General features: G+C 70.6%; 12 protein-coding genes. 5 read left to right on the top strand and 7 right to left on the bottom strand.

All coding sequences use genetic code 11. The features are described from left to right. Positions 1–9: 9 nt before the first annotated feature. Complete coding sequence (locus PPSIR1_RS13615) at positions 10–1,362, bottom strand: Ig-like domain-containing protein (protein WP_006971659.1); 1,353 nt, start codon at positions 1,360–1,362, stop codon at positions 10–12. Between the two features lie 83 nt (positions 1,363–1,445). Here PPSIR1_RS13615 and PPSIR1_RS13610 point away from each other — a divergent pair, with 83 nt between their 5' ends. Further along, on the top strand, positions 1,446–2,270 hold the full coding sequence (locus tag PPSIR1_RS13610) for a hypothetical protein (RefSeq protein WP_157595521.1): 825 nt from the start codon (positions 1,446–1,448) through the stop codon (positions 2,268–2,270). 218 nt (positions 2,271–2,488) lie between these two features. Here the strand turns inward: PPSIR1_RS13610 and PPSIR1_RS13605 are convergent, their stop codons facing one another. Beyond that, positions 2,489–4,315, bottom strand: a complete 1,827-nt coding sequence (locus PPSIR1_RS13605; protein WP_157595520.1) for a S10 family serine carboxypeptidase-like protein — start codon at positions 4,313–4,315, stop codon at positions 2,489–2,491. Positions 4,316–4,343: 28 nt separating this feature from the next. Here PPSIR1_RS13605 and PPSIR1_RS47795 point away from each other — a divergent pair, with 28 nt between their 5' ends. After that, positions 4,344–4,970: a hypothetical protein gene (locus tag PPSIR1_RS47795; RefSeq protein WP_006971656.1), complete on the top strand. Its 627-nt coding sequence runs from the start codon at positions 4,344–4,346 to the stop codon at positions 4,968–4,970. 5 nt (positions 4,971–4,975) lie between these two features. Here the strand turns inward: PPSIR1_RS47795 and PPSIR1_RS13595 are convergent, their stop codons facing one another. From PPSIR1_RS13595 to PPSIR1_RS13585, 3 genes are all read right to left on the bottom strand, one after another. Next, the gene (locus PPSIR1_RS13595; RefSeq protein WP_006971655.1) at positions 4,976–6,886 is read right to left on the bottom strand and encodes a flavin-containing monooxygenase; all 1,911 of its coding nucleotides are present in this window, start codon (positions 6,884–6,886) and stop codon (positions 4,976–4,978) included. Between the two features lie 374 nt (positions 6,887–7,260). Next, complete coding sequence (locus tag PPSIR1_RS13590) at positions 7,261–12,966, bottom strand: trifunctional serine/threonine-protein kinase/ATP-binding protein/sensor histidine kinase (protein WP_006971653.1); 5,706 nt, start codon at positions 12,964–12,966, stop codon at positions 7,261–7,263. A 204-nt stretch (positions 12,967–13,170) separates the two neighbouring features. Then, on the bottom strand, positions 13,171–14,754 hold the full coding sequence (locus PPSIR1_RS13585) for a hypothetical protein (RefSeq protein WP_157595519.1): 1,584 nt from the start codon (positions 14,752–14,754) through the stop codon (positions 13,171–13,173). 57 nt (positions 14,755–14,811) lie between these two features. On the opposite strand from PPSIR1_RS13585, the gene PPSIR1_RS13580 reads away from it, so the two are divergent. Beyond that, positions 14,812–15,594 (top strand): hypothetical protein, encoded by a 783-nt coding sequence (locus PPSIR1_RS13580; protein WP_006971651.1) that lies wholly within the window; start codon positions 14,812–14,814, stop codon positions 15,592–15,594. On the opposite strand, the gene PPSIR1_RS13575 is transcribed toward PPSIR1_RS13580, so the two are convergent. Next, positions 15,595–16,230 carry a hypothetical protein gene (locus PPSIR1_RS13575; RefSeq protein WP_232296480.1) on the bottom strand — a complete coding sequence of 212 codons (636 nt, stop codon included), beginning with the start codon at positions 16,228–16,230 and terminating at the stop codon, positions 15,595–15,597. 256 nt (positions 16,231–16,486) lie between these two features. Here PPSIR1_RS13575 and PPSIR1_RS13570 point away from each other — a divergent pair, with 256 nt between their 5' ends. Next, on the top strand, positions 16,487–16,861 hold the full coding sequence (locus PPSIR1_RS13570) for a response regulator (RefSeq protein ID WP_006971649.1): 375 nt from the start codon (positions 16,487–16,489) through the stop codon (positions 16,859–16,861). An 86-nt stretch (positions 16,862–16,947) separates the two neighbouring features. On the opposite strand, the gene PPSIR1_RS13565 is transcribed toward PPSIR1_RS13570, so the two are convergent. Further along, the gene (locus PPSIR1_RS13565; protein ID WP_006971648.1) at positions 16,948–17,727 is read right to left on the bottom strand and encodes a hypothetical protein; all 780 of its coding nucleotides are present in this window, start codon (positions 17,725–17,727) and stop codon (positions 16,948–16,950) included. 185 nt (positions 17,728–17,912) lie between these two features. On the opposite strand from PPSIR1_RS13565, the gene PPSIR1_RS13560 reads away from it, so the two are divergent. Then, positions 17,913–18,395 (top strand): AgmX/PglI C-terminal domain-containing protein, encoded by a 483-nt coding sequence (locus tag PPSIR1_RS13560; protein WP_006971647.1) that lies wholly within the window; start codon positions 17,913–17,915, stop codon positions 18,393–18,395. Positions 18,396–18,456: the final 61 nt, after the last annotated feature.

Genomic DNA, 18,456 nt, shown 5'->3' with positions numbered 1-18,456 from the left:
GGGCTGGGCCTACCTGTCGCTGGGTCGTCGCCGGCTGCGGCGACCCCGGCCCAAGAGCACCAGCAGGCCGAGCCCCCAGGGCCCGCGGCCGCCCGCGTCCGCCCGACAGGCGCAGCCCTCGGCCTCGCCGTCGGCAGCGGCATCATCGTCGCCGGTCCCGTCGCCTTCGTCGCCGGCCTCGTCGTCGTTGCCGGTGCCGGTGTCTGTGTCGGTGTCTTCGTTCTCCACCCCGACGTAGACGACGACGGGCGCCGACGTTCGGGTCACCCCGTCCTCGCCGAGGGCGACGGCGGCCAGGGTGTAGCTGCCCTCGGGGAAGGACACGCCGTCAAAGCCGTAGGGCCAGCTCGAGTCCGTGGCGCTCTGGACCTGGCCGTCGACCTCGATGGCGACCTCGACGACGGGGTGGTCGACGTGGACGGCGATCTCGAGCTCCTCGCCGAGGGCGAACTCGGCCCCGTCCTCGGGGTCGGCGATCTCGACCGAGGGCTCGCCTGGCTCGACGCCCGCCGCGGGCCCGCAGGTCTCGCTGAAGGGGAGCGTGGGCAGGTTCGGGCACCACTGCGACCACGAGCCGCCGCCGCCGTCGGGGCCGGCCATGGACAGCTCTGAGCAGATCGAGGTCGGATTCCAGGTGCCGTCGGCGTCGTGGCAGGGGGTCACGTCGACCCCGAGGGTCGCCTCGATCCACGGGACGTACATGTCGAGGCGCAGGTAGTTGGTCGTGCCCTCGCAGTCGACGGTGTCGATGGCCATGCCCGCGAGGTGCCAGGTGCCGTCGGGGTACTCGACGTAGAGCGGGCTGCCGACGTCGAGCTGCTGGCAGCCGACCGCGCCCTGGTCGGAGACCATCACGCTGCCGTCGTTGAAGGTCTGGATCGTGTTCTCGCCCCAGTGCTTGTAGAGCGTCGAGCTCTCGCCGAAGACCGTGGGCCCAAAGCCCGCCATGGCCACGGGGCGGCCGACCTCGAACACCCCCGTCTCGCAGCCGTAGACGATCGGGTTGATGGCCACGTCGACGGGCTCGGGCAGCACGCACACGCCAAAGGGCGCGCTGGGGTGGACGGTGCAGTACTGGTCGATGTCGAAGGCCGAGCCCTCGGTCTCCTGGAAGCTGCCCTCTTCGGGCCCGTCGCCGAAGCGCGCGCCGGTGAAGCCGAGCGCGCCCTCGATGCACTGGTCGAGGGTGACGATGACCTGGGGGTGGATCAAGGTCGCGCCGCAGCGAAAGCCGGTGAGGCCGGCACCAAAGCCCGCCGTCGCGGCCGTCGGCCAGGCGCAAGGTTCGGCTTGTTCACCGCCGAGCAGGCCCGAGCTCCCCGGCTCTGCCGCGAGCGCTGGGGCCGACAGTAAGGTGAGCACGGCCGCGATTGGGGCGGCATGCAGACGTGGACAGCGCATACTCGATCATTGTCATTGACCCCGGCGACGATGACAATGATCGGGTGATGCTGCGTCGAGCCCTGGTCCCGGTCGCCTCGTGTCTGCTCACCGTTGCGCTGGCGGGCTGTTCGCCGCCCAGTTCCGAGGATGAGGGGGTCGGCGACGAGCTGGCCGAGACCGAGGGCGAGTCGTCGGGGGGCGAGGGCGGCTCGAGCAGCGAGGGCTCCTCGTCTTCGAACGACGAAGCGGGCCCCGACGACGACGGTTGGGGGCTGACGGGGGTCGAAGAGTCCACGGAGGCGTCCGCGGAGTCCGAGGAAGAGACCGAGACCGGGCCGCCCATCGAGCTGCCGACCGAGGCCTGCGAGGCCCTCGTGGCCGCCTGGGAGACCTGCGAGATCGACGGGCCGGGCGACCTCGACTACTGCATGTTCGTCGTCGAGGACCACCCGGCGACGGGCGAGTTCCTCGACTGTGCCGACGCGATGTTCGCCCGCTTTAGTTGCTACGCCGCGCTGGACTGCGAGGCCATGGCCGAGTGCAGCTTGTGGGGGTGCCTGGGCGAGGATCCCTGCCCCGTCGAGGCGGCGGCCGTCGAGGCGGCGTGCGTGCGCACGGGCTGCGAGCAGTACTTCGACACGGGCATCGCCTGCGGGGAGCCGCTGCCGTCGGTGACCGAGCCGGGCTATTGCAACTACCTGGCAGCTCTCGATGCGCTGGTCGCCGACGACCCGGACGTGTGCATGGACGCCTTCGACGCCCGGGCCGGCTGCTACGCGGCGCAGGACTGCGCGACCTTCGAGCAGTGCTTCTTTGGCGACAGCTGCAACGGCGGGTTGAACCCTTGCCCGGACGAGCAGGCGGCGCTCGTGCAGGGCTGCGGCTAGCAGTCGCCCACCCCGGCCGCGCCGGGACCCATGATCCACGAAAGCATCGTCCACGGACTCAGCTGGCGCTGAACCCGTGGGCGGCTGCCTTTCTCGGTAGGACATCGGAGAAGTCCTCACGACACCTCGCTTGGTCTTTTCGCCGAGTTGATGGAGGGGCTCGAGTTCCGAGCGCTGGCTCCGACTCGAGGCGCGAGGTCGTGCCTGGGCGCGCGCGGCTAGTCCAGCTCGAGCCAGGCTTCGACGTCGGCCAGGAATTTCTCGGGCGCGTCGGCGCTGATGGCATGGGAGGCGGTGTAGCGCGGGGCGGTGATCGTGCGCAGGTCCAGCTCGGGGCGCTGGGGCAGGGCGCCGGGGCTGTAGCTTACGTGCCAGCGGGCGTCGCCTTCGGGGCCCTCTTCGACCTCGACCTCGCTGACCATGGCGTAGGTCTCGAAGGCCGCGGGCAGGGCCGGGGTGTAGACGACCAGGTCGTGGGGCGTTTGGGTGATCAGCGTGTCGACCCACGCGAGGTTGGTCAAAAAGCGCTCGCCGAAGTGCTCGTCGATGGGGTCGATGTCCAGGGCCGCGGCGGCGGAGCTGTCGAACTCGTTGAACACCTCGTGGTGGAAGGTGACGAAGTAGCGGTCCCAGGGCTGGAGCTCGCCGCCGAGCTCGGGCCAGTCGCCGGCTTGGGCGTCGGGGGTGAAGGCGGTGGTGCTGACCGAGCGCCACGCGGGGCCGCGCTCGGCCGCGCTCATCTGCGGCAGGGCGTCGAGCAAGGGGAGGTCCAGGCCGAGCAGGGCGTCGACGTCGGCGGTGGCGTTGAGCCGGAGCGCGACCAGGTCGAGGATGTCGACGAGCCAGCTCGCCGGCGAGCGGGTGTCGTAGGGGCTGCGGTCGTGGGTGGTCGCGTAGGTGTGCGCGTGGCCGTAGGGGTTGCACGCGCCCCCGAGCTCGGCGCAGGTCTGGTAGGGCACGCCGAGCTCCTCGGCCAGCTCGAGGAGCGGCGAGTCGGGGCCCTCGAAGGCCTCGCCGGCGGTGATGCGCTGGACCACGCCGGTCAGCGCGGGCTGAATCAACACCTGGCGCCCGAACTGCTCGGCGGCGAGCTCGGGGCTCACGGCCGCGGCCTCGCCCTCGAGCTCGGGGTGGACGGCGAGGTGGTGGGCGAGGACGGCCTCGGCGAGGGCCGGATCGACGAGGGGGCGCGAGCCCTCGGCGTAGGCCTGGGGCTGCAAGAGCATGTCGAGCATGAGCTGGGCCCGGGTCCCGCCGTAGCTCTCGGCGACCAGGACCACGGGGTTGTCGGCCAGGCTGGGGTGCTGCTCGAACAGCTCGAGCAGCACGCGCACGAAGTCGGCCGCGTCGACGTAGGCGTTGAAGCTCGACAGGTCCATGGCCGCGCTGCGCTGGGCGGCGTCGGTGACGTCGGCGGGGGGCGGGAGCAGGCCGTGGGAGAAGCCGGTGTGGCGGGCGTCGATCCACACCAAGGTCCCGAGCGCGGTCCAGCTGTTTGGGTTGCGCGCGACCGTCTCGTCAGGTCCGGTCTCGAGGGGGGCGAAGGTCTGCTGCCCGATGTTGAGGCCCAGGAGCATTCCGCTCGAGACGCCGGGGCCGCCGTTGAAGAACACGAACACCGGGCGGTCATCGGCGCCGAACTCCGCCGCCTGCATGGCCCAGAACATGCGCGCGGGCGCGGTGGTCGAGTCCTGGGTGGGGCCCGATCCGTCGGCGGGGCCGAGGGCGTGATCTCGCGGCGGGAGCTCGACGAAGCCCGCGTCGTTGCCCAGCCCCGCGCAGTTGCACAGCCACTGCTCGTCGACGCACACGCAGGCCTCGCAGGGGGGCTCGCCGCACTCGTGCGCGGGGAGGTCGGGGACGCCCGCGGTGGTCGAGGCCTCGTCGTCGCCCGTGACCGTGTCCTCACCAGTTTCCGAGGTGTCCGCGGAGTCGCCGAGCTCGAGCGCACCGACCTCGCCGTCACCTCTTTGCGCGCACGCGCCGAGCAGCGAGAGGGCGAGGACGCCCATCGAACCGGCGGGCGCGCGTCGTCGAGAAGTCACGATCTGAATGCTATCGTAGATGCACCGAATGGGTTCTCGCATCGACAAGGACGGCCCGAGCGCGTCGACCTCGGCGAGCATCAGCTCGGTCACCGACGACGTGCAGCAGGTCAAGGGGCTGACCTTTGACACCGCGCGCATGCACTTTTGCGAGCAGTACGGCGACGAGGCCTGGGACCTGCTCATGGAGAGCCTGCCCCGGCACACGCGCAAGATCTTCGACGAGGCCGACTTCAACGAGTGGTACCCCGAAGGCGAGATGCGCCGCTTCATGCACGCGGTCCACGAGCAGCTCGCCCACGGCGACGATCAGCGCTTCATGGAGATCGTCCGCGGGCTGGCGCTCGCGGGGATCAGCCGCTTCTTTCGCATGCTCTTGGGCCTGGCCTCGGCCCGCTTCGTGCTGCGCAAGGTGCCGGTGGTGTGGAAGCGGCTGCGCCGCGGGCCGGCCGAGCTGAGCACCGAGCTCACCGACGACGGGCGCGTGCTGATCCACTACGAGGACTTCCGCTACTGCCGGGATCCGATCTACCGCCAGCTGTCGATGGCCAACTGCCAGGCCCTGGTCCAGGCCGCGACGGGCAAGGTGCCGCGGGCCAAGGTGCTGGTCTGGGACCGCACCTCGATGACCCTGGCCTTCGAAGTCGACAGCTGACGGGGCTACTCGGCCGCGCTGTGGGCTTGGGCGAGGGCCTCGTGGTGGAGGTCGCGCATGACCTGATCCGCCGGCGGGCCGTCGTTTTGGAACACCCCCGGCGAGGCGTAGTCCGGCGGCGTCGCCGGTGAGATCTTGCGCAGGCGCTCCCAGTTGGGCTCGCCGAAGTCGAGCATGGGCAAGACGAAGGGCAGGGACACGACCATGCGGAACAGGTCCGAGACCATGTAGAGCCCGAGCACCGCGAGCCCTGCGACGAGCGCGACCCACAGCGGCAAGGAGGTGGCGAGGGCCAAGGTCGCGCCGACCCCAGCGCTGAGCAAGAAGGGGTAGGCGAAGCGGATCAGGACCATCGCCGTGATCATCTTGCCCATGGTCCCGGACCAGTTCTTGGTGATGCGCTTGGCGTAGCGCTCGCGGGCGTCGGGGAGGGCCCCGGGGCCGCGCATGCGAAAGCGCAGCGGCATGGGCGAGCCGAACCAGTAGGCGCGCAGCTGGGCGATGGAGCCGAGGTGATCGCGGGCCCGGGGGCGGCAGCCGACGAGCTCGGCGACCTCCTCCATCCACTGGTCGAAGAAGTACACGTGGGGCACGCGGGCGAGCATGGTCGGGCACTCGGTCACGTGGGCCTTGGCCTCGCGCTCGATCAACGCGCGCAGGGCCTCGCGCTCGGGCAGCTGCACGCCGCCGGTGAACACCTGGGCGACCAGGCGGGACTGCATCTCGGCCATGGCCGTGAGCGAGCCGATGGTCGGGCGGACCAGGCCGACGAAGGCGACGTTGGGCAGGTCGGGGTGGAAGCAGCCCTTGTAGAGGTCGAGGTGGCGGTACTGCCAGCCGTCGGGGAAGTCGATCTTCAGCAGCGTGGGCGTGAAGCCGGCGTTGACGATGACCGCGTCGAGCTCGACGGCGCTGCCGTCGGTGAAGTGGGCGGTGCTGCCCTCGAAGCGCTCGACCCGGCCCTTGGGCACGACCTGACCGGAGTGGGCCAGCCACAGCACGTCGTCGGGGGGCGAGCCGGGCCGGGTCATGTTGCCGGTGTCCTGGGCGTTGTCCGTGGCCGGCTTGGGGAAGAACTTGGCGTGCCAGCGATAGGGGAAGATGTCCTTGGGCCGCCACTGCTCGGGGTAGACTTCAAGATGGGGGGGCGCTTGGCGAAAGGCCGGGCGCCACGCCTCGGGCAGCCGGAAGTACCAGCTCATCTCCGCCGTCGCGACCTCCTGGTAGTCCTTCATGTACTCGCCCAGGGGCCAAAACTGCATCTGGTCCGCGGCCAGCATGGTGTAGGGGAACACCCGGGTCGCCCCGGTGAAGCCCGTCGACGACACGTAGGTCTTCGCGGCGACGCCGTGGACCTCGCTGCACACGGCGACGCCGCTCTCGCCCAGGCCGATGCTCAGCACCCGCTTGTCGCGGAAGGGCTCGGGGTCTGTGTAGGTGCTGCCGTGGATCGCCGTGCCCTCGAACTCGTCGAGGCCGGGGATGTCCATGCCGGTGGGCTCGCCGTGCAGGCCCGTGCTGACCACGACGAAGTCAAAGCCGGGCAGCTCGCCCTCGGAGGTCGCCAGGGCGTAGCGGCCGTCCTCGCCCCGCTCGACCCCGAGCACCTCGACGCCGCAGCGGATCCGCGGGCCGAGCTCGAAGCGCTCGACGAAGGAGCGGACGTAGGCCAGCATCTGCTGGATGGTCAGGAAGTCCGGGTAGTCCCCCGGCATCGGGTGGGTCGAGAACTCCGTGATCCACTTGGACGAGGTCAGGATCGTCCGGCTGCGGATGAAGCGAGACCACACGCCCCCGAGCTCCGGGGCCTTCTCGAGGATGACGACCTCACCGACGCCGGCGTCGATCAGCTCCTTGGCCGCGAGCAGCCCCGAGATCCCCGCGCCAATTACGGCACATCGTTTACGATCATTCATGGTGTCCTTGAGTGCCCTTTCCCTCCGTGGAGACGGGCGCGACGAAGTTGCCTGAGTATACGGATTGCAATGTGGGCGTGAATCCTGACGCGGCCTCGTGAGCGCGTTCGCACGCGCAGTTCGTGCGTGATCGCCGGCTTCGCTCGATTCCTTCATGGAACGGAGTTATGTGGGTCTCTACAGTGAGCGCAATCGATACTCGTGAGTTCGTGGGTGTCGATTTAGATACAGTCTGAATGGTGGCACTCACCGGCAGCGCCCGCGGGACGCCGGTCATGTTCGATCGCGCCTGCGTGCGCAACCTCTAGACCGGAGCCTTTCCCAGGCCGCGGATGGGTTGGGCAGGTGGGCCCGCGGCCCGACCCGCTGGGGCCTCAATCGGCGGCGCTCGAGGGCTCGCCAGCGTCGGCCTCAGGCCCGGCGATCGGCAGCTCGATGATGAAGGTCGCGCCTTCGCCCGGGCGGTTGACCAGGCGCAGCTCGCCGCCGTGGTCGCTGATGATCCCGTGGCTGACGGACAGGCCCAGCCCGGTGCCGCGGTCGCGGCCCTTGGTCGTGAAGAAGGGGTCGAAGATCCGCAGCGAGACGTCCTGGGGGACGCCGCCGCCGCTGTCGGCGACGCTCAGGCGCAGCCAGGGCTGGCCCTCGCGGGTGAAGGGCTCGCCGGAGATCAGCATGCGCTTGTCGTCGTGGAAGCCGGTGAAGCGGCCGTTGAGGGCGTCGCGGGCGTTGGTCACCAGGTTCATGACGACCTGCTGGATCTGCTGGGCGCGGCAGCGGACCTTGGGCAGGTCCTCGGCGATCTCGAGGTCGATCTGGATCTGGTCGCGGCGGATCAGCGCGCGGATCAGCGACAGCGGGGCGTCGACGACGGACTTGGGCGTGACCTCGGTGAACGCGGCGTCCTGGTCCTCGCGGGCGAAGGCCAGCAGGTTGCGGACGATGGTCGCGACCCGCTGGGTCTCGTGGTCGATCTCCTGGGCGAACTCGCGGATCAGCTCGTCGGCCGCGGACGAGCCGGCGATCAGCTCGGCGTAGTTCATGATGCCCTGGACCGGGTTGTTGATCTCGTGGGCGACGCCCCCGGCGAGGGTGCCGATGGACTCGAGGCGCTGCTGCTGGCGAAGCTGGGCCTCGAGGTGCTCGCGCTGGGCCTCGGCCCGCTTGCGCTCGGTGACCTCGGTGGCCACGAGCAGGGCCCGCTCGATCTGCCCGTCGACGCTCAGCGGGGCCACGCGCACGTCGAGCCAGCGGCGCTCGCCCTCGTTGGTGGTGATCGCCTGCTCGAAGGTCTGCTCGCCGAGGCCGTCGAGGACCGCGGACAGGGGGTGCTGGGGGTCCTCGCGCCCGGCCTTGACCAGCTTGCGCAGGGCCCGGTTGATGGGCAGCTGCTCGGGGTTGCGGCCGGGGTTGACGAGGTCGACGCGGCCCTCGCGTCCGGCCATCACGACGTAGTCGGGGAGCTGCTCGACGAGGGAGCGCCAGCGGATCTCGCTGGCCCGCAGGTCGTCGTAGAGCCGCGCGTTCTCGAGGGCGGCCGCGGCCTGGCTGGCGAGCACGCGCATGGTCTCGAGGCGATCGCGGGTGAAGGCGTCGGTGTGCAGGCGGTTCTCGAGGTAGAGCAGGCCCACGAGGTTGCCCTGCTTGAGCAGGGGCGTGCACAGCACGGCGCGCGAGCCCCGGTTGTGCAGGTAGGGGTCGGAGGCGAAGCGCGAGTCGCTGGTGATGTCGGCGAACACGGTCGCCTCGTTGGTCCGCTCGACCCAGCGCAGCAAGCTGGCCGGGAGGCGCTCGGCGGCCGCGCTCAGGGACAGGGGCGCCTCGACGTGGGACACGACCTGGCCGTCGCCGTGGGCCTCGGCGACCACGTGCAGCTCGCTGGCCTCGGACAGGATCAGCGCGCCGCGCTCGGCCCCGGCGTTCTCGATCGCGAGGCCGAGGATGCGCTCGACGACCTCGGCCAGGCGGATGTCCTCGCTCAGCGCCCGGGAGGCCTCGAGCAAGGTCGCGGCGTCGAGGGAGGAGTGGCTGGTCAGCCCGCTGCTGGTGCTGATGGAAGCCGAGGCGATGGTCCGGATGCGGCCGCTGCTGGTCGAGTCGAGGCCGCGCTCGGTCGCGGCCGGGGACTCGCGCAGGGCCGGGCGGCGGCTGTCGAGCTCCTCGACCTTGGCGAAGGCGCCCCAGTGGAGGTAGCGCTCGCGGGCGCGCTCGAGCGGGCCGTCGGAGAAGGCCGGGATGTCGAGGAGCTCGCCGAGCTTGGCCGTGCGCTCGTGGGTCAGCGCCTCGAGCATCGGGTTGCGCTGCTTGCGGGCGATGGTCGCGGCCTGCAGGTAGAGCGGCCCAGCCTCGGACAGGCGGCCGTCGAGGCAGGCGAGCTGGCCCTCGAGCAGGAGCAGGAGCATCTCGAAGTTTCCGCCCTGCGCGACGACGCGGCGCAGCCGCTTGACGTTCTGGCGGGTCACGCGGACGAGCTCGCGGCGGTAGGCGACCTTGGACGCGTGCAGCTCGAGGGCCAGGGAGGAGGCGGCCAGGCCCTGGAAGAAGGCCGCGAACACGCCGTGCCAGGTCCCTGGGATGGTGCGGATGAGCTCCGCGGGGACGTCCTCGAGCAGGATGAGGACCTCGCGCCAGCGCTCGAACACCGAGTAGACCAGGCTCTCGACCAGGGCGTCGGCTCCGTGCACGAGGGTGGTCTGGACCACGGCGTGCTCGGGGCGCTCGAGGCCCCGGGACTCGTCGAGGCTCGGCGGGGGCCCCTTGGTCAGGCGCACGCAGGCGGTCTGGACGATGGTCGAGCCGCTCGGCGCGAGCAGGCCCCAGCGGTCGAGCCAGCGCTGGCGGGTCTCGAAGCGGCGCTGGACGACCTCGAGGTGGATGCCGGCGTAGAAGCCGAGCTCGACGGCGAAGGAGCTCGAGTAGGCCGCGCTGCGCACGTCGCCCGCCGCCAGCCCGAGCTCGAAGAGCTCGAGGGCCTGGTCCGAGAGGCGGTGCAGGGGCAGCTTCCACAGCTGCAGGAAGTGCTCGAGCTGCAGGATGTTGTGCACGCCCTTGGGCACGGCCCGGGCCTCGATGATCTGCCGGGCCTGGACGACGAGCTCGCGGGCCCGCTCGCGCTTGTTGAACGCGTTGCCGTGGACCATGGCCATGAGCGCGAAGATGTTGGGCGCGAGCTCGTGGTCGCCGTGGCGGAGGATCAGCGAGCCCGCGCGCTCGACGGCCAGGCTGAAGGTCACGGGCGCGGCGGCGTAGGAGGTCCAGGTCGTGGCGAACAGGATGTCGATCGCCACGTTGATCGCCGGGTCCGTGCACGGGGCCATGTTGCGCCAGCGGACGACGGAGGCCTCGCGCAGGTTCCAGGCGATGCGCGGGAGGGCCAAGAGCATGTGGGTCGGGCTCGGCTCCCGGGGGAACTTGACGCCCAGGCGGCGCACGACGTCGAGGGCCTGCTCGAGGGAGCGCTCGGGCTGACCGGCCATGTTGAGCACCCAGGCGCGCTCGATGGCGATCTCGCCGTACTCGGCCAGCTCGAGCGCGCGCTGGCTCAGGGCCTCGAACAGCTCGTCGGCGCGCTGCAGCTTGCCGACCAGGGCCTCGACCTGAGCCGAGCGCAGCTCGATCTCGTAGCTCAGGGCGTGGTTGGCCTCGCCCGGGCCGGGGAAGTCGGGGGACAGCAAGGTGGCCAGGGAGCGGGCGACGTCGAGGTAGGCCGAGGCCGAGCCCGGGGCGCCGGTCAGCAGGGCCCGGCGGCCAGCGGCGAGGTTGATGCTGGCCAGGCGCTCGAGCTTGATGTCGTCGAGCAGGGGCAGCACCTGGCTGTCCGCGGTCACGGTCCCGGTCAGGGCGTAGCCGCGGTTGAGGTGGTCGGCGACCTCGAAGATCCGCCGGTTGAGCGCCTCCTCGTCGAGGTTGAGTTGGAGGTCGCGGCCCACGGCCAGGTGCAGGGAGCGGGCCTTGTCCGGGCTCAGGCAGCGGTAGGCGGCCTCGCGCACGCGGGGGTGGGAGAAGGCGTAGCCGTGGCCGCCCAGGGCCGAGAGCAGGCCCTCGTCGGTGAGCCGGTGGAGCTCGACCTCGACCCGCTCGGAGGCCGCCACGCGCTCGAGGGCGGTGGCCTCGAACTCGGTCCCGAACACGCTGGCTACGGACAACAGCTCGCGCAGCTCGGGGTCTTGCTCGCCGATGCGCTCGAGCTTGGCCGTGAGCATGCCGAGGAAGTCGTCGGGCAGGCTCGCCCGCGCGATGGCCTCGGCCTGCCACCGCCAGCCCTGGGCGCTGTGGGTCAGCAGGTCCTGCTCGCTGAGGTGGACGAGGAACTGCTGGACGAAGTGGGGGTTGCCGCCGGTCTTGCGCAGCACCAGCCCGGTCAGCTCGCCGAGCTCGGCGACGGGGCGGGACAGCAGATCGCTGAGCATGCGCTCGAGCTCGGGTCGCTCGAGGGGGGCGAGCTCGATGAGCGCCGGCTCGAGCTCGGCGCTGCGCAGCTTGGCCAGGAGCCCGAGGGTCGGGTGCCCGTCCTCGAGCGCCTCGGGCCGGGCGGTGGTCGCGACCAGGAGCGCCAGCTGATCCTCGCCGAAGATGCTGTGCAGCAGGTTGAGGCTGCCCGGGTCGCTCCACTGCAGGTTCTCGAGCACGAGCACGAGGGGGTGCTCGGGCCGGGCGAAGCAGGCGATCAGCCGGGCGCAGGCGACCTCGATGCGGTTGCGCGCCTCGGCCGGGGCCAGCTCCGGGGCGACCTGGTTGGGGACCCACTCGAGGGTCCGCTGGATCGTGTCCTCGCCCGAGCCGCTGACGCTGATCATCCCGAGCTGCTCGCGCTCGAAGTCGTAGTCGAGCAGCGGGCGAAAGCGCGGCGCGAACTCGAGGATGATCGGCACGTAGCCGATCAGCGCCGAGGCCAGCTTCTTGCGCCAGCGCTCGAGGGCCTCCTCGGGCAGGGTCAGCAGCTGGTCGGCGAGGTCCTCGAGGGCGCCGACGAAGGCCGAGAAGGGGTGCTGGTCCAGGCCGTCGTCGAAGCGGCCGCGGGTCATGAACCCGCGCACGGCGTGGACGGTCTCGGTCAGCTCGCCGCACAGCGCCGACTTGCCGACCCCGGACTCGCCGACGATCACCGCCAGGCGCGGGCTGGCCTCGCGGCGGACGTGCTCGAACTCGGCCGCGAGCGCGGCCCGCTGGGTCTCGCGGCCGTAGAGCACCTGCGACAGCTGCAGGGTCAGGGGCACGTCGGCGTGGCCGAGGCGGAGGTCCTCGAAGTTCTGGCCGCGGCCGAGGCGGGCGCGGATCTCGAGCAGGTCGGCGAGCAAGCCCGCGGCCGACTGGTAGCGGCGCTCGGGGGCCTTCTCGAGCAGCTTCATGACCAGGTCCGAGAGGATCCGGGGCAGGTCGGGGCGGGCGCGCAGCGGCGGCGAGGGCTTGCGCGCGAGGTGGGCGTGGATGAGCTCGAGGGCCGAGTCCGCGGGGAAGGGGCGGCGGCCGGCGAGGAGCTCGTAGAGCGTGACCCCGAGGGCGTAGAGATCGCTGCGGTAGTCGACGGAGCGGCCGGTGCGGCCGGTCTGCTCCGGCGCCATGTAGGGCAGCGTGCCCTCGACCACCAGCATGTCGTGGAGCTGCCGGCGCTCGTTTTGAAGCAGCACCGAGATGCCGAAGTCGGCGAGGGCGACCTCGCCGGTGCTGGGGTCGATCAGCACGTTGGTCGGCTTGATGTCGCGGTGGAGCACGCCCCGGCGGTGGACCGCGTCGAGGATCGTGGTCAGCTGGATGGCGATCTCCAGACACTCGGACACGGGCAGGACCCGCTCGCCGCGGTGCTCCGAGAGGTTCACGCCCTGGTGGGCCGCGAGCACGAGGACCATCTCGTGGCCGCTGCGCTCGAGCGAGAGGGCGCGGACGACCCCCGGCACGTCGAGGTGCGTGAGCTGCTCGAACTCGTGCTCGACCCGCGCCTCGACCCCGGGCTGACCCTCGAGGCTGAACACCTTGGCGACGACCTCGAGGCCGTCCGCTTCGCGCTCGGCGGACCAGACCTGGGTGTGTGCCGTACTGCTCAGGAGCTTGAGCGGTCGGAGGCCGTCGATGTTCAGAGCCATGGTGGGGAGCCAGCGCCCCTGAGCCGGGCACCGCCGCGGCGTGAGCCGCAGGCACTTTAGCGAAGCGCGCAGGAATCGGCCACGGCTTCGCGGACGGAGCCGGCAGCCTGGACGATCCCGCTCGCGCGTCCCGACCCTGGGATCAGGATCGAGACAGGAGGTGCCTGTTCGCTCGCGTCGAAGGTTCGGGTCTGCCCCGTGGCCTCAGCGCCGCGCGAGCTCGACGTCGACGTACCCGCCGTCCTTGCTGAGCCCGCCGGACAGAGTGTGGGGGTCGATCGACAGGCGCTCGCGGAGCTCGCGGACACCGTCGCGGCTCTTCAGCTCGCCCGGCAGGGGCCCCGAGGGGAGCGCGACCTGCCAGTCATTGAAGTCGCCCTCGATGCTGCCGGGGTTGGCCGCTTCGATGGCCAGGAGCACCTTGGGCAGGCCCGTGAGCCCGGCGAAGAGCAGCCGCTCCGTCGCCGTCCCGCGCAGCTGGAACAGCCCCCCCGCGCGACCTCGCGCGGCCACGAAGCGGGGGATGACGTCGGGCTCACCGAGGTCGGCGAGGGTCTCGACGAGCGGGGCCCCGGCGGCGAACTCCGTCCACTTGCGCCCCTCCTTGGTCAGCCGATAGCGCGCGCGCAAGGTGGTGCCCTCGGTCCCAAAGGGGACCTGGAGGGTGACGCGATCGGTCAGCAGCGGCGGCAGCACGCGCTGCTCTCGGGCCGGGTCGTAGTTGCGGGCGACGAAATTGGTCGAGATCTCTGCGGCGCGATCGACCCGCTCGAGGGCGTCGCGGTCGACCTCGATGAGGTAGCCGTCGCGGGGCTCGAGCTGGAGCGCGCGGGCGCTCGTCGGCGCGTCGAGGGCCGCCCGGTAGCGCTCGATCTGCGCGTCCTCCATCATCGTGAGCAGGATGTACTCGTCGGCGCGCGCGTGGCCGCCCCAGTCCGGGTGCGAGAAGTGATCGAGGACCAGCAGGCTGCCGATCTCGCGGACGACGAGCAGGCCCTGGCCGCTGTCTTGGCTGACCACGGCGACGACGTGGTCCTCGCTGAGCATCGCGGCGATCAGCTTGGCGCCGTAGCGCGGGGGCAGGGGGTTGCCGGGGACGTAGACCTCGGAGCCGCCGGGGTGGCGGGCGATCAGCTCGTCCCTTCGGGCGGCGAAGCGGCCCAGGCGATCGCTGCGCCCGACCATGCGCCAGTGGATCCGCGGGACCTCGGTGGTCTCGAGCTTGGCGCGCAGCGGGGCGAGGGCCTCCTGCAAGGCCTCGACCTGCTCGGCCTCCGGCTCGCAAGATTCGTCGGTCGGCGTGTCGCGGCAGCCGGAGATCAGCCCCTTGGCGTCGATGGCCTCGGCGTAGGTGCAGCGGCAGCGGCCGAGGTTGCGGACGGTGGGCTTGATGGTCTTGCGCAGCTCGCTGAGCTCCTCGATGGCCGCGCTCGCCCGCTCCAACTCCTCGGCGCTCGGGGTCTGCATGGTCGCGCACACGATCCGGTCGCGCTCGTAGCCGAGCTCGTCGAGGGCGATGGGGTCCATCTTGCGGGCGAGCAGCCCCGTGGGCGGCAGGGGCGTGGCCAGCTCGTCGACGAGGTGGGGGAGCTGGAGGTTGGGCCCGGACACGGTGCAGCGCACGACCGCCGCGTCGTCGGGGATCCACTGGGCCTCGGCTTTGCGTCCGCAGCCCGTCGTGGCGAGGGCCAGGCTCGAGCCCAGGACCAGACCGGCGACCGACCCCGGACGCGGGGCGCGAGCGGGGTGTTGGGCGAGGAGCGGGCCGAAGACGTGCGCGAAGAGCACCAGCGGCAGCATAGCAGGGCCGTGTTCGATGGGGGGCAGCCTTGTTAAGCTCCACCCGTGCTCCTGCGCAGCCTCGCCATCGTCTCGGCTCTGGTCATCCCCGCGTTGATGGCCGTGTCCGCCGTGTCGGGGGTGCTGAGCTCCGCGGGCTTGGGCTGGCTCGGCCCCGCGCTCGCGGCCGCGTGCGCGATCCCAATCCTTTATCACGCGGTGGACAACCGCTCGCAGGCCGTGATCGGGGCCGCGCTCGCGGCCATGGCCGCTGGCTCGAGCCCCGGCGTGCCCGACATGCTGGCGATGACCGGCGATCCCGAGTCGCTCCCGATCCACGACCTGCGCGAGCGAGCCCTGCCCATGAGCCGTCTGGGCAGCCGGGACTACGTGGCGCTGCGCGGCTACCTGCGCGACGCCTGGGTCGTCGACGAGTACGCGGTGAACTCGGGCGAGCGCCCCGATCAGGACGACCGAGCGAAGGCCGTGCTGTTGCCGCTGCTCGGCTCCGAGGACGAGGTCATCGCCGAGGACGGCCTGCTGGTCGTCGCCCGCGTCTCGCCCGAGCGCCTCGACGGACCCAGCCTCCAGACCCTGCGCGGGCGCCTGGGCCCCGTCGACGTCGACATCGCGGACTCGCTGTTCACCGTGCAGGGCGCGTCCATGGCCGGCCTCGAGCAGCCCCCCGTGGTCCTCCTCGACACCCTCGATCAGCCCAACCGCGGCCAGGCCCTGACCCGCGCCGCGCTGGCGATCGGCGCGGCCTTGCTGGCCCTGGTCCTGCTGATGACCGCCATCCCCGGGGTCGGCCCCGGCAACCCCGGGGCCTCCAAGGGCGAGGGCGCCTAGCTAGAACTTGTAGGAAAAGCCCATGCCGCCGCGGTAGGAGAAGCCCGCGCGGATGTCATCGATGTCGTCGCTGCGGTGGTGGGTGTTGAGGTTCCACCCGCCGCAGCCCGGCTCGACGTACACGACCCAGTGCTGGTTGATGTACAGCCGGACCACGGGGCCAAAGGTCTGCACGAAGCGAAAGCGGTTGGGCCCGAAGTGGAAGTCGTTGTGCAGGACCGGCGAGATGGTCAGGGCGAGGTTCGACCAGGGGTCGATCTCGTAGCCGATCTCGAAGCCCGTGTGCCCCCAGACGCCGCCGCGGCCGGGGCGGTCGAGGTCGAGATCGACGTCGCCCAGACGAATGGTCGGGCCCGCGTCGAGGCCGATCCACAGCCCGCTGAGCTGGCCGATCTTGCCCGTCGAGGGGAAGTGCATGCGCCAGTGACCCGACGGAAACAGCGCATCGGGCCCAAACCCGCCATTGACGCTCGCGCCGAGCTCGTGCGGCGTCTTGGTCTGGCCGGGGCGCAGGGCCGCCGGCGGGTTGCTGGCCGTAGCCTGGCCTGCGTGGGCCTCCTCGGGGGGCAGGAGCAGGAAAAGACCCAGACACAGGCCCAGGACTCCAAGACGGCGGCGCATGTCAGCGAGACGCATCTTTCGCAGTCTCGCGCATCGGGGGCGCTCGTGACCAGGCCAAAACTTGATCTTTTGGCCAAGAGTTCGTCTTGCAGCGGAGCCCACTCGCATTTCGCCGTGGCGGCTCTCGCCCGTCGGTGGGTGGGGTGTTCCGGCCATGGGTCCGGTGGTGTGTCGAATGCGCTCGGTCTGCGCAATCTTGGTGATGGGGCGAACTCGACCCGAGTCAAGCGCTCACGAATGCCGTACACTTCGGAGGAGGAAGAGGCTCAAGGTGACGGAAAAGCGAGTTCTAGTTGTCGACGACGATCTCGACATCCTGCGGTCCTTCAAGCGGCTGCTCGGCGACTACGCCGAGGTCCAGATTGCCCTTGGAGCCGAGGCTGCCTTCGAGCACATGGAGAAGGTCCAAAAGGAGAGCGGGGCGCTCTACGACGTGGTCATCGTGGACTTCAACATGAACGGGCCCAACGGCGCCTGGCTGCTGAAGAAGGTCCGCGATCAGTTCCCCGACTGCGAGCGGATCCTGCTCTCGGGCAGCTCCTACATGGATCTGGCCAACTACCTCGATCCAGGCCTGGTCAACCGCTTCCTCGAGAAGCCGGTCGACATGGAAGATCTCATCGAGGCCGTCTCGCCCGACGAGTGAGCGGCGCGGGCCGAGCCGGCCGAGCAAATTAAAAGCGAGAGGCCCCGACGAGCGGGGCCTCTCTTGTTTGGCGGCGCGGGTCGAGCTCAGCCGGGCAGGATGCACAGGCCGACGTTCTCGAGGCCGGGAGGGGCCGAGGCCTCCTCGAAGAAGGCCACGCACTCCGTATCGGGGATCGTGCAGCTCGGGTCGTCGAGGTCGCAAAAGCCCGAGCAGCAGGACGAGCCGGCGCAGGCCGGGAGCGCGGCCGCGTCGGCGCAGTAGTTGCCCGCGGCGCAGTCGTTGATGAAGCCGCACACCTCGCCCTCCATCAGGTCGCCGGCGGGGTCGCAGTTGAACAGCGTGCCGTCGTAGAAGCAGCCGGAGCCGTCGACCTCGCAGTCCTGGATGAGCGGGTTGCAGCCGTAGAGGCACAGCAGCAGCGAGCCCGAGTTGGACATCGAGCAGTTGAAGCCGTCGTCGCAGACCGGGTTGTCCGGGGAGCCGGTGCACTGCGCCACGCAGATGCCCACGGCCTCCTCGTTGGTGTAGTAGCACATGTGCCCCTTGGAGCAGTCGTCGGTGCCGAGCACGGCCCCGTTGTAGACGCACTCGTCCCCGACGACGCCGTCGCCCATGACCTCGACGCACTTGGTCGCGTCCCAGGTGTTGCCCACGGCGTAGGCGGCACACTTCTCGCCCTCGGGGCAGTCTTGCAGCCACGGGTCGCAGGTGTTCGCGTTGGGGATGTCGTCGGCCGGGATGAAGCCCGCGTCGGTGTTTCCGTCGTCGCCCTTTTCGTCTCCGCCCTCGTCGGTCTCGTCCGAGGCCTCGTCGCCGCCGGTGGTGTCACCGGGCTCTTCGTTCTTGGGGCACGCCGTCAGCAAGAAGGCGCTGGCGGCAACTAGGACAGAAACGCTTTGAAACCGAAGCATAGGGGGTACCTCTCATTCCCAACGTAACAAACTTCGCATGGCCTCGGCGTGCGCGTGTTGCTATTTCCCCAAAAAACTCTGGGTGATTCTGGAGTGTCGAATCGAGTATCGAATCGCGATTGGTGGTATCGAAAGCCATGCTTCGCCTCCCCTCCACTGCGATCTGCACACTGTTTTGCCTGGCCACCCTCGCCGCCTCGGGCTGCAAGAAGGAGCCGACCACCAGCCCCGACGAGGGCGCGGACGCGGCCACGGACGACGCCGACGGCTCGATGGACGACGGCGCCGAGGTGGACGCCCCCGCCGAGCCCGAGGAGGAGGCCCCGAGCGTGCTGTCCAAGGACAGCTTCGACTCGACCATCAACGACAACATGGACGCCGTGCTCGAGTGCTACATGAGCGCGCTCGAGGGCAACGCCGAGCTGGCCGGCGAGCTCGAGGCCGTGTTCACCTTTGGCGCGGACGGATCGGTGAGCGTCGCCGCCGCCGAGGGCAGCACCCTGTCCGACGAGGGCCTGACCGCGTGCATCGCCGAGGCCGCGGCCGGCTGGGGCTTCGACGCGCCCAGCAAAGACGGGATGACGATGGAGTACCCCTTCAACCTCGCGCCGGCCGAGTGATCGCGTAGCTGGACTTCCTCCCGGAAGCCCAGCTGAGCGAGCCTCAGCCTCTAGATTTGAT

It is taken from the genome of Plesiocystis pacifica SIR-1 (assembly GCF_000170895.1).
Classification (GTDB): domain Bacteria; phylum Myxococcota_A; class Polyangia; order Nannocystales; family Nannocystaceae; genus Plesiocystis; species Plesiocystis pacifica.
The sequence above is the reverse complement of the archived record's forward strand: the minus strand, read 5'-3'. Positions and strand labels throughout refer to the sequence as shown.

Coding starts and splice junctions, on each gene's coding strand:
- PPSIR1_RS47795 (WP_006971656.1), top strand. CDS start 4,344: ATGGGTTCTCGCATCGACAAGGACGGCCCGAGCGCGTCGACCTCGGCG.
- PPSIR1_RS13595 (WP_006971655.1), bottom strand. CDS start 6,886: ATGAATGATCGTAAACGATGTGCCGTAATTGGCGCGGGGATCTCGGGG.
- PPSIR1_RS13590 (WP_006971653.1), bottom strand. CDS start 12,966: ATGGCTCTGAACATCGACGGCCTCCGACCGCTCAAGCTCCTGAGCAGT.
- PPSIR1_RS13575 (WP_232296480.1), bottom strand. CDS start 16,230: ATGCGTCTCGCTGACATGCGCCGCCGTCTTGGAGTCCTGGGCCTGTGT.
- PPSIR1_RS13560 (WP_006971647.1), top strand. CDS start 17,913: ATGCTTCGCCTCCCCTCCACTGCGATCTGCACACTGTTTTGCCTGGCC.